This window comes from Streptomyces sp. NRRL B-24085, from assembly GCF_001282115.1.
GTDB lineage: Bacteria > Actinomycetota > Actinomycetes > Streptomycetales > Streptomycetaceae > Streptomyces.
Genome location: NZ_LJBR01000354.1, coordinates 1 through 11176, shown reverse-complemented (window position 1 = coordinate 11176; position 11176 = coordinate 1). Strand labels below are relative to the sequence as shown.

General features: G+C 70.5%; 8 protein-coding genes. 2 read left to right on the top strand and 6 right to left on the bottom strand.

Going from position 1 to position 11176, the window contains the following annotated elements:
* Positions 1–413 precede the first annotated feature (413 nt).
* Positions 414–1421: a stage II sporulation protein M gene (locus AOJ26_RS32180; RefSeq protein WP_053851895.1), complete on the bottom strand. Its 1008-nt coding sequence runs from the start codon at positions 1419–1421 to the stop codon at positions 414–416.
* A 129-nt stretch (positions 1422–1550) separates the two neighbouring features.
* On the opposite strand from AOJ26_RS32180, the gene AOJ26_RS32175 reads away from it, so the two are divergent.
* Entirely contained in the window at positions 1551–2552 is a 1002-nt protein-coding gene (locus AOJ26_RS32175; protein ID WP_053851894.1) for an RDD family protein, read from the top strand.
* A 10-nt stretch (positions 2553–2562) separates the two neighbouring features.
* On the opposite strand, the gene AOJ26_RS32170 is transcribed toward AOJ26_RS32175, so the two are convergent.
* Both AOJ26_RS32170 and ahcY read right to left on the bottom strand, forming a co-directional pair.
* Complete coding sequence (locus AOJ26_RS32170) at positions 2563–3192, bottom strand: hypothetical protein (RefSeq protein WP_053851893.1); 630 nt, start codon at positions 3190–3192, stop codon at positions 2563–2565.
* A 148-nt stretch (positions 3193–3340) separates the two neighbouring features.
* Entirely contained in the window at positions 3341–4798 is a 1458-nt protein-coding gene (gene ahcY, locus AOJ26_RS32165) for an adenosylhomocysteinase (protein WP_053851892.1), read from the bottom strand.
* Between the two features lie 492 nt (positions 4799–5290).
* On the opposite strand from ahcY, the gene AOJ26_RS44635 reads away from it, so the two are divergent.
* Positions 5291–7870 carry a fructose-specific PTS transporter subunit EIIC gene (locus tag AOJ26_RS44635; protein WP_234358723.1) on the top strand — a complete coding sequence of 860 codons (2580 nt, stop codon included), beginning with the start codon at positions 5291–5293 and terminating at the stop codon, positions 7868–7870.
* 75 nt (positions 7871–7945) lie between these two features.
* Here the strand turns inward: AOJ26_RS44635 and AOJ26_RS32155 are convergent, their stop codons facing one another.
* The 3 genes from AOJ26_RS32155 to AOJ26_RS32145 all read right to left on the bottom strand — a co-directional run.
* Positions 7946–8926 carry a cation diffusion facilitator family transporter gene (locus AOJ26_RS32155; protein WP_053851891.1) on the bottom strand — a complete coding sequence of 327 codons (981 nt, stop codon included), beginning with the start codon at positions 8924–8926 and terminating at the stop codon, positions 7946–7948.
* A gap of 144 nt (positions 8927–9070) precedes the next feature.
* Positions 9071–10222, bottom strand: a complete 1152-nt coding sequence (gene manA / locus AOJ26_RS32150) for a mannose-6-phosphate isomerase, class I (RefSeq protein WP_053851890.1) — start codon at positions 10220–10222, stop codon at positions 9071–9073.
* A gap of 45 nt (positions 10223–10267) precedes the next feature.
* A partial coding sequence (locus AOJ26_RS32145; RefSeq protein ID WP_053851889.1) for an SIS domain-containing protein occupies positions 10268–11176 on the bottom strand: 909 nt, incomplete at its 5' end.

Here is an 11176-nt window from a genome sequence, read left to right as displayed (position 1 = left end):
TTGATTTTTGGCACGCTGTTGAGTTCTCAAGGAACGGACGCTTCCTTTGTACTCACCCTCTCGGGCTTTCCTCCGGGCTTTTCCCTTCGATCTTGCGTTTCCGACTCTATCAGACCGTTTCCGGTTCCGATTTCCTCGGTGCTTTCCAGGATCCCGCTTCCGCGTTTCCCTTTCCGGCGCTCCCAACATTATCAGAAGTTTCAGGCCGGACTGACCGGCCATCTGTTTCCGATTTATCGGGAAGGGGCTTCTTCGAAATCGAGATTTCCAGAAGCAGACAGACACTCACCGCTGCCGAGCGGGAAGTACCCCAGCTCCAGGCAACTGTTCGAATCTACCTCCCCACATCGTCCGTGTCAACGGCTCCTGTGGGGCGAAGGAGACAGTAGCAGCTCAGTACCGTCGCCTGCACATCAGGCGGCGGTGGGGACGCCGGCGCTGCGCTCGGCTGCCTCCACGTCGCCCGTGTCACCCGCCCGTGCCGCGCGTCCGCCCAGGACGAAGACGTAGGCGAGGAAGGCCAGCTCGGCGAGGATGCCGATGGCTATGCGGGCCCAGGTGGGCAGGCCCGAAGGCGTCACGAAGCCTTCTATCACTCCCGAGACGAACAGGACCAGGGCGAGGCCTATCGCCATACCGACGGCGGACCGCCCCTCCTCCGCCAGCGCGGTACGGCGGGAACGGGGGCCCGGATCGATCAGGGTCCAGCCGAGGCGCAGGCCCGTGCCGGCGGCGACGAAGACCGCTGTCAGTTCGAGGAGGCCGTGCGGGAGGACCAGGCCCAGGAAGGTGTCGAGACGGCCGGCCGAGGACATCAGGCCGACGCCGACACCGAGGTTGAGCATGTTCTGGAAGAGGATCCAGAGCACCGGGAGGCCCAGGAAGATGCCCAGGACCAGGCACGTGGCAGCGGCTTGGGCGTTGTTCGTCCACACCTGGGCGGCGAAGGACGCGGCGGGATGGCTGGAGTAGTACGTCTCGTACTGGCCGCCGGGGCGGGTGAGCTCACGCAGTTCGCTGGGGGCCGCTATGGAGGACTGCACCTCGGGATGGGTGCCGATCCACCAGCCCAGGAGGGCTGCGACGACGGTGGACAGCAGCGCGGTGGGCACCCACCAGTGACGCGATCGGTAGACGGCGGCGGGGAAACCGTACGCGAGGAAGCGCGTGACATCGCGCCAAGAGGCGCGGCGGGTTCCTGTGACGGCACTGCGCGCGCGTGCCACGAGTTGGCTGAGCCGGCCGGTGAGCTGTGGGTCGGGGGCGCTGGACTGGATCAGGGAGAGGTGGGTGGCCGTGCGCTGGTAGAGGGCGACGAGTTCGTCCGTCTCGGCGCCGTTGAGGCGGCGCTGGCGCCGGAGCAGGGCGTCGAGGCGGTCCCACTCGGCTCGGTGGGCGGTGACGAAGACGTCGAGGTCCATCGGTTTGCCTGCTCCTCGGCTGATCGTCGGCGGTCCGTCGTGGATGTCAGCTTGTCGTACTGCGGCGCGATGCGCTCTCAGCTTGGCAGACTGGCTGTCCACGAGGCAGGTCAGGGAAGGGCGGCGGGCGTGAGTGAGCTGGTGACGGGCGAGGCGGTGGCGCTGGAGTTGCGTCCCGCGAGGCTGCCCAGCAGGGCGTTGGCCGTACTGATCGACCTGATCGTGGCCGTGGCCGTGTACATCGCCGTGACCATCGCGGTGGTGGCCGCTGCCGCCTCTCTGGACGACGCGGCCCAGATGGCACTGTCGATCGCCGCGTTCCTGCTCGTCCTGGTGGGCGGGCCGATCGCGGTCGAGACGCTCAGCCACGGGCGGTCGCTGGGGAAGCTCGCCGTGGGGCTTCGCGTGGTGCGGGACGACGGTGGACCCATCCGGTTCCGGCATGCGCTGGTGCGGGGTGCGATCGGTGTGGTCGAGATTCTGATGACGTTCGGCGTCGTGGCCTGTATCGCCTCGCTCGTCTCGGCGCGTGGACGTCGGCTCGGTGACGTGTTCGCGGGGACGCTGGTCGTGCGCGAGCGGATTCCCGTGGCGCCCAGCGGATTCGTACCGCCCCCTCCGCCGTGGCTGGCAGGCCGGTTCTCCGGACTCGACCTGTCGGCGGTTCCCGATGGACTGTGGCTGGCCATACGCCAGTACCTGACGCGGATGCACCAGCTCGATCCGCAGGTCGGCTGGGCGATGGCGGAGCGGCTGGCGGCCGATCTCGCGGTGCGTACGGGTGCTCCGGCGCCGACGGACGTGCCGCCGGGTGCGTATCTGGCGGCGGTGGTGCAGGAGCGGCAGGTCCGTGAGTCCCGGCGGGCCTTCGGCGGCACTGCGGCGGGGGCCGGGGCGTCTGCTGCCGTGGTGCCCGGTGGCGCTGCGGCCGGGATGCAGGGTCCGTATCCGGAGATGCGGCCCGCCGGTCCCTTCTCCCCTCCCTCTCCTCAGCCGCCCGTCTCGTACGGCGGCGAGGCGACTGCGGTCGTGGAGCGTCCCGGCGTTCCGGTCGGGGAGGCCTCCGACGGCCCCGCGTCCACCGTGCCGTCGGAGGGCAGGCCCGCATCCGGGTTCGTCCCGCCGGCGTGATCCTGCGGGGTCAGTCGGCCGGTGTTCCAGGGAACGCCGACGGCGGTGACTCGAGGTCCTCCAGCTCGATCCCGGGGGCCGCGAGGACCACGTCCCCGGCGATGTGCACGGAGTGCTGCTCGCCCGTGTCCAGGGCTGTGACCTGGTACTCCTCCACGATCAGCGGGCCGTTGTCAGTGGCGTGTGCTTCTCTTTCCAGCAAGGTCCAGGACTGGTCCACGGTGCGCGGGGCGAGGACGGGGTCCGTGAAGGCCACGAGGCGTACGCGGGTCGCTGATGCGGAGGGGGTGAGGCGCAGGAGACGGGTGGTGGCGACGAGGAACGCGGGGGACGTGCCGGTGAAGGCGTGGGCGGGGACATTGCCTTCCGTGGCGTGGGTCCCGGTGGGGTCCGTGCGGACCCAGGTGACGCCGTCGAGCGCGGCACCGCGTACCTGCCAGTCCCCGGCGTGCAGTTCGAGACGGATGGGGCGGCCGAGTTCGTCGAGGGTGAGGTCGACCGAGCCGCTGTGATCGCCCGCGGGGGTGGTCAGCCGAGAGACGTAGCGCCAGCCGGACGGGCCGGGGGCGCACTGGAAGTGTTCTTCCGCGAGGGGGGTGCGATCGTGCGGATCGTGGAGCGAATAACGGCCGCGGGGCATGGGTGTCCTGGGTTCTGACGGGCTGTCCGGCCTGACGGTCACGCGGTGAGGGAGCAGGGCCGAAGAAGGATCACAAGGCCAAAGGGGCAGGCCCCCGACACGGGGGTGCGGGGGCCTGCCTCGGAGGACTGCTGCTGTGCCGTGCGGCTCAGTAGCGGTAGTGGTCCGGCTTGTACGGACCCTCGACCTCCACGCCGATGTACGCCGCCTGCTCCGGGCGCAGCTGGGTCAGCTTCACGCCGAGCGCGTCCAGGTGGAGGCGGGCGACCTTCTCGTCGAGGTGCTTGGGCAGCACGTAGACGTCGGTCGGGTACTCGTCGGGCTTGGTGAACAGCTCGATCTGGGCCAGGGTCTGGTCCGCGAAGGAGTTGGACATCACGAACGACGGGTGACCGGTGGCGTTGCCCAGGTTCAGCAGGCGGCCCTCGGACAGGACGATGATCACCTTGCCGTCGGGGAAGGTCCAGGTGTGAACCTGCGGCTTGACCTCGTCCTTGACGATGCCGGGGATCTGGGCGAGGCCGGCCATGTCGATCTCGTTGTCGAAGTGACCGATGTTGCCGACGATCGCCTGGTGCTTCATCTTGGCCATGTCCGAGGCCATGATGATGTCCTTGTTGCCGGTCGTGGTGACGAAGATGTCGGCCTTGTCGATGACCTCGTCCAGCGTCGTGACCTGGTAGCCGTCCATCGCCGCCTGCAGGGCGCAGATCGGGTCGATCTCGGTGACGATGACGCGGGCGCCCTGGCCGCGCAGGGACTCCGCGCAGCCCTTGCCCACGTCGCCGTAGCCGCAGACGACCGCGGTCTTGCCGCCGATGAGGACGTCGGTGGCGCGGTTGATGCCGTCGATCAGGGAGTGGCGGCAGCCGTACTTGTTGTCGAACTTCGACTTGGTGACGGCGTCGTTCACGTTGATCGCCGGGAACAGCAGGGTGCCGTCACGGTGCATCTCGTACAGGCGGTGGACGCCCGTGGTGGTCTCCTCGGTCACGCCGCGGATCTCCGAGGCGAGCTGGGTCCACTTCTGGGAGCCCTCGGTGATGGTGCGGTTGAGGAGCTCCAGGATGACCCGGTGCTCCTCGTTCTCGGCGGTGTCGACCGAGGGGACCTTGCCGGCCTTCTCGTACTCGACGCCCTTGTGGACGAGGAGGGTGGCGTCACCGCCGTCGTCGAGGATCATGTTCGGGCCGCCGGTGGGGGTGTTCGGCCAGGTCAGAGCCTGCTCCGTGCACCACCAGTACTCCTCCAGGGTCTCGCCCTTCCAGGCGAAGACCGGGACGCCCTGGGGGTTGTCCACGGTGCCGTTCGGGCCGACGGCGATGGCTGCGGCCGCGTGGTCCTGGGTGGAGAAGATGTTGCAGGACGCCCAGCGGACCTCGGCGCCCAGGGCGACGAGGGTCTCGATGAGGACGGCGGTCTGCACGGTCATGTGCAGGGAGCCGGTGACGCGGGCGCCGGCGAGCGGCTGCGCCTCGGCGTACTCCTTGCGGATCGCCATCAGGCCGGGCATCTCGTGCTCGGCGAGGGTGATCTCCTTGCGGCCGAACTCGGCCAGGGAGAGGTCGGCGACCTTGAAGTCCTGTCGGTTCTCGACAGTCGTCATTACGAGCTGCTCCTCGGGGTTGGGGCGAGGTGGGTACGGCTGGTCTGCGCGGCGGCGGACACAGGGGTGCCCGAAGAGGACACAGGCATGCCCGGTGCGCGCAGCGCAGTCCGTCGGAGGCCCTCTCTCCCTCGGCCGGTCCGCGGTGGGACCGCCCGACCGCCATCAGCAGCGACGTCTGGCTCCGTCCCAAGCTACACCGGTCGGCCGGGCCGCCCCAGTCCGCCTCCGCAAACATCAGGCCGATCAGGAGTGGCCGGCAGGGACGCCGACGGGACACCGCAAGCCGTCCCGGCAGGGTGCCCGCACGACGGTGACAACACGCCTGCGAATTATGGAACAGGCGGCAACAGACCAGGTCATGCGGGAACTTTTGCCTGTTGGACGACCGGGGCAGGTGAGGGAGGATGCGAGGCCCAACCGAGCAGCAGAGCGGTCTCGCGGGGCGTCCGGGACGGCGCTTCCGTGTGACACAGGCGTGAGGAGATCGACGTGACCAGTCCGGCCGGACCTCCCCCCACGGGCGGCGACAGCGAGCGGCGGCAACGGGTGAAGCTGCTGGCGGTGACCGCGTGCCCGACCGGCATCGCGCACACGTACATGGCCGCGGAGAAGCTGGCGCAGGCCGCCGCGAGCCGTGGCATCGACATGAAGGTGGAGACCCAGGGCTCGATCGGGGCTGAGAACATCCTCGATGACAACGATGTCAGCACCGCGGACGGAATCATCGTCGCCGCCGACAAGGACGTGGACCTGAGCCGCTTCGTGGGCAAGCGGGTGCTGACCGTGGGCGTGGCGGAGGGAATCCACCACCCCGAGCAGTTGATCGAACGGGTGCGGTCGGCGCCGGTGCACACGTCGGGCGGCACCCTGGCGGCCACGGCGTCGGGTGGTGGCAAGGAGCGGAGCGTCGGGTACAAGGCGCTGATGAACGGGGTCAGTTACATGATCCCGTTCGTGGTGGTCGGCGGGCTGCTGATCGCGATCTCGCTCTCGCTCGGCGGGCACACCGACCCGTCCGGCGGCCTGGTCATCCCGAAGAACTCCTTCTGGATGGACATCAACAACATCGGCGTCATCGGCTTCACGCTGATGGTGCCGATCCTCTCCGGATACATCGCCTACGCGATCGGTGACAGGCCGGCGCTGGTGCCCGGCATGATCGGCGGCTGGATCGCGAACACGGGGGATTTGTACGACTCGGAGGCGGGCGCCGGGTTCATCGGGGCGATCGTGACCGGGTTCCTCGCCGGATATCTGGTGCTGTGGATCAAGAAGGTCAAGGTCCCGAAGTTCGTGCAGCCGATCATGCCGATCATCGTGATCCCGATCGTGGCGACCACGGCGCTCGGGCTGTTCTTCATCTACGTGATCGGGAAGCCGATCTCCTGGGTGTTCGAGCACCTGACCGACTGGCTCAGCGGGATGACGGGCACCAGTGCGATCCTGCTGGGCGCGATCCTGGGGCTCATGATCGCGTTCGACATGGGCGGGCCGGTCAACAAGACGGCGTTCCTGTTCGGGGCGGGGCTCATCGCCACGGGCAACCAGACGGTCATGGGCATGTGTGCGGCGGCGATCCCCGTCATGCCGCTCGGGCAGGGCCTGGCCACGTTGATCCGCAGGCGGCTCTACACCGAGCAGGAGCGGGAGACCGGGCTGGCCGCGCTGTTCATGGGCTGTTTCGGCATCTCCGAGGGCGCGATCCCGTTCGCGGCGGCGCGGCCCGCGCAGGTCATCCCGGCCAACATGCTCGGGGGCGCGGTGGCCGGAGCGATCGCCGGTGTCGCCGGGGTCGAGGACGCGGTGCCGCATGGCGGGCCGATCGTGGCGGTGCTGGGTGCGGTGAGCGGGGTGCCGCTGTTCTTCGTGGCCGTGCTGATCGGCACGGCGGTCACCGCGCTGACGACGGTCACGCTGGTCGACCTCGGCGAGCGCAAGCGTGAGGGCGGAGTGGCGATCGGCGACTCACGCGTGGGTGGGCCGGCAGTGGCCGGGCCGCTGGAGCCCGCGCTCGTCGGAGTGGGCACCGGTGCTGCGGCGGGTGGAGCGGCCGCGGCCGTGGCGGCGGAACGGATCGTCACCTCGTCGAGCGCGCCCGGCGCGGAGGTGGCAGCGGACGGGGGTCAGAAGGCCGAGGCAGCCGGCGATCGGGGCACTGACGCCGGGACCGAACCCACTGGGGACGAACCCGGCGCCGACGCCAACCCCGACGAGACCCTCAGGCCCGGCGCCGAAGCCCAGACCGAAGCGGCCCGGGACAACGCCGGTACCGTCACCGAACCCGACGATTCCCCCAAGTCCAACGCCGGTACCGTCACCGAACCCGACGATTCCCCCAAGTCCAACGCCGACGCCAGGACCGAAACCCCCCGCGACAAGGCCAGCGCCGACACCCGCCCCGGTGAGTCCACCAAGCCCCGCACCGAAGCCCAGACCGCAACCGCCCAGGACGACACCGGCGGCACCCCGGACGAGACCGCCAGGCCCAGCGGCGGGGACGGGTCCCGTGCCGGTGTCGAAGCCGAAGTCGGTGTGGCGTCCAGGGCGGACACCGGAGCCGGAGCCGGAGCCGGCGGCCCAGCCGACCTCCACCCCCCGGCCGCACCGGACCGCCAGGTCCTCTCCGGCTATCTCACCGAGCAGACGGTGAAGGTGTCCCTCGACGCCCGGGACAAGGAGGGGGCCGTCAGGGAGATGGCCGAGCTGCTCGCCCGGACCGGCAAGGTGACGGACGTGGACGAGCTGGTGGCGACCGCGCTGCGGCGGGAGGAGCAGGGGACCACCGGGCTCGGGGAGGAGATCGCGATCCCGCATGCCAAGACGGACGCGGTGTCCGCGCCCGTCGTCGGGTTCGCACGGTCCGCCGAAGGCGTCGAGTGGGGCTCGCTGGACGGGACGAAGGCCAGGCTGGTCTTCATGATCTCCGTGCCGGAGGCAGCCGCGGGCGACGAACACCTGCGCATCCTGGCGCAGTTGTCGCGGAAGCTGATGGACGCCGCGTTCCGGGCGCGGCTCATCGCGGCGCCCGACGAGCGGGCCGTGCTGGACGTGCTGAGCGAGATCGGGTGAGCGGGACCGGGTGAGCGAAGGGCCCGCGTCCCCGGTGCGGGGTCGCGGGCCCGTGCAGCCGCTGCGGACCGGTGATCAGTGCTCGGCGGGATGCGGCGCCGGTCCCCCGGGGGTCGCCTCGCGGTCGGCGCCCTTGCGGGCCTCGGCCTCGCTGTAGATGTCCGGTTCGAGGTAGATCACGCGGGCGATGGGCACGGCCTCGCGGATGCGGGACTCGGCGGCGTTGATCGCGGCGGCGACCTCGCCGGCCGTGTCGTCGTGCTGGACGGCGATCTTGGCGGCGACGAGCAGCTCCTCGGGGCCGAGGTGGAGCGTGCGCATGTGGATGATGCCGGTGACGGTGTCGCCGTCGACGATCGCGGCCTCGATCTTCCGGACCGCCTCGATGCCGGCGGCCTCGCCGAGCAGCAGGGACTTGGTCTCCACCGCCAGGACGAGGGCGATCAGGATGAGCAGGACGCCGATGCAGAGGGTGCCGATGCCGTCCCAGACGCCGTCGCCGGTGAGCAGGGCCAGGCCGACGCCGCCGAGGGCGAGGACCAGGCCGACGAGGGCGCCGAAGTCCTCCAGGAGGACGACCGGGAGCTCGGGTGCCTTGGCGCGGCGCACGAACTCCTTCCAGGAGAGGTTGCCGCGCAGCGGGTTGGACTCCTTGATGGCCGTCCGGAAGGAGAAGCCCTCGGCGATGATCGCGAAGACGAGGACGCCCACCGGCCAGTACCAGTGCTCGATCTCGTGCGGGTGCTTGATCTTCTCGTAGCCCTCGTAGAGGGCGAACATGCCGCCGACCGAGAAGAGGACGATGGAGACCAGGAAGGCGTAGATGTAGCGCTCGCGGCCGTAGCCGAAGGGGTGTTGCGGGGTGGCCTCGCGCTGCGCCTTCTTGCCGCCGAGGAGCAGCAGGAACTGGTTGCCGGAGTCGGCGAGCGAGTGCACGCCCTCGGCGAGCATCGAGGACGAGCCGCTGAACGCGAACGCCACGAACTTCGATGCCGCGATCGCGAGGTTGGCGCCGAGTGCCGCCACGATCGCCTTGGTTCCGCCTGACGCGCTCATGTGGTCGCGTTGTCCCTTCGCCTCAAGTACCTCTACGCCGTCCAGGCCTTTGCCCGTCCTTTGCCGGAGGGCCATTCTTGCAGCCTCCCCCGGTACGGGCGTTTCAGCCGTCCACAGGCCCGGTCATACGATCACACGCTTCCGTCACACGATCACGGTCGCCCGGAAGACCGTGCCGGTGCCGGACGCCTCGGCCGTCTCGCCCGCCGGTACGAACACCGACTGGCCGGGGCGCAGTTCGTGTTCCCCGACTCGCACGGAACCTGCCGTGCAGAGCAGGATCTGCGGGGTCGGGCGGGTCAGGTCGTGGGTGGCGGCTCCTTCAGGGAGGACATACCGGGACAGCCGGAACTCGTCGATGGGGGTCTCGTAGACCTCCTCGCCGTCGGGGGACGCCTCGGGGCGGAGCACACCCGGGTCGGCGGCCTCGAAGCGGACGATGCGCAGGAGCTCGGGTACGTCGACGTGCTTGGGGGTCAGGCCGCAGCGCAGGACGTTGTCCGAGTTGGCCATGATCTCGACGCCCAGGCCGCTGAGGTAGGCGTGCGGGATGCCGGCGCCGAGGAACAGGGCCTCGCCGGGCTGGAGCCGCACGTGGTTGAGGAGCATCGCGGCGATGACACCCGGGTCGCCCGGGTAGTGGTGGGCGATGTCGGCGTAGGGGGCGTGGTCGCCGCCGAGGCGGGCGCAGGCGGCAGCGGCCTCGGTGACCGTGTGGGCCATCTCCTCGCGGTCGGCGGTGAGGATCGCGGTCAGCACCTCGCGCAGCGCCGCCTCCTCGGGGTGGGCGTGCAGGAGGTCGACGTACGGCTTGAGGGAGTCGACGCCGAGCGCGTCGAGCAGCTCGGCCGCGCGCGCGGGTTCGCGGAAGCCGCACAGGCCGTCGAACTCGGTGAGCGCGCAGATCAGTTCGGGCTTGTGGTTGGCGTCCTTGTAGTTGCGGTGGCCCGCGTCCACGGGGATGCCCCGGCGCTCCTCGTCGTCGTAGCCCGCTTTCGCCTGCGCGAGGTCGGGATGGACCTGGAGGGAGAGCGGGGCGCCGGCGGCGAGGATCTTGAGCAGGAAGGGCAGGCGCGGGCCGAACCTGGCGACCGCCTCGGCGCCGAGCTCCTTCGCCGGGTCCGCGTCGATGACCTCGGCGAGGGTGCCCCGGCCGGTGCGTGAGGGGGCTCCCGGGTGGGCGCCCATCCACATCTCCGCCTGCGGTTCGCCGGTCGGCTCCACGCCGAGGAGTGCGGGGATGGCGGTGGTGGAGCCCCAGGCGTAGGGGCGGATGGTGTTGTCGAGGCGGTCCATCGGGCTCTTTCTGTACGTACGGCGATCAGGGCTTCCTGGGCTACGTCAGGCCCCGGAGGCGAGCGCCAGGTAAACGGCGGCGAAATCCGTGACGGCGATCAGTTCCGCGAGGGTCTCGATCTCGCCCCCGGACTCCGGTTCCAGCTCGCTGATCGGCGTGTCGTGGCTCAGGGCCAGGTCACGGGCGGCCGGGGCGGCGCTGAGACCGCCGATGGGACGGTCGCGGAGGAGCACCACGCGTGCGTGCAGCGCGGGAGGTTCCTCGACGCGGTCGCGGAAGAAGTCGTCGGGGTCGGCGCCGGCGGCCAGCGGTCCGGAGAGCAGCGTGCTGTGCGCGGCGAGGGCCTCGGGCAGTTCGGCGACCACGGACGGGCGGCCGGAGAGCTCGGCGAGGGCCGCGGCGAAACGACGTCCTGCGGGGCCCGCGGAGGTGCCCTCGGTCCAGATCACCGGGAGTGCGTCGGCGAGTTCGGCGGCGAGGGTCTTGGCCGGGTTGCTGTAGGTCGCGATGGCGGGGCCGCAACGCTCGGCGATGTGGTCCAGGCGGCCGGCGATCTTCTCGAGGATGTCGGGCGGGGCGGTGAGCAGGCCGGTGCGGTCGAGGATCGCGAGGAACGGGGTGAGCAGGGCCCACAGGACGCCGGGGGCGGACGCGGTGAGCGGGGCCTCCTGCTCGTACGGGGCGGTCGCCATGGGCACGAACAGACCGTGGGCGCCCTCGACCGCCTCGGCGAGCGGGGTGCGGGCGGGGGCCACGGCGACGACCGTGCAGCCGCGGCGGTAGGCCTGGTCGGCGAGCAGGGACAGACCCGGTTCGGTGCCGTCGGGGGTGGCGATCAGGAGCAGGTCGACCGAGCCGGCCCAGCCCGGGAGTTCCCAGCGCAGGGCGCCCGCGGCGGGGGCGCCCTGCGCGGTGGGGGCGAGGCGGGTGACGGGGCTGCCGGCGCCGGCGAG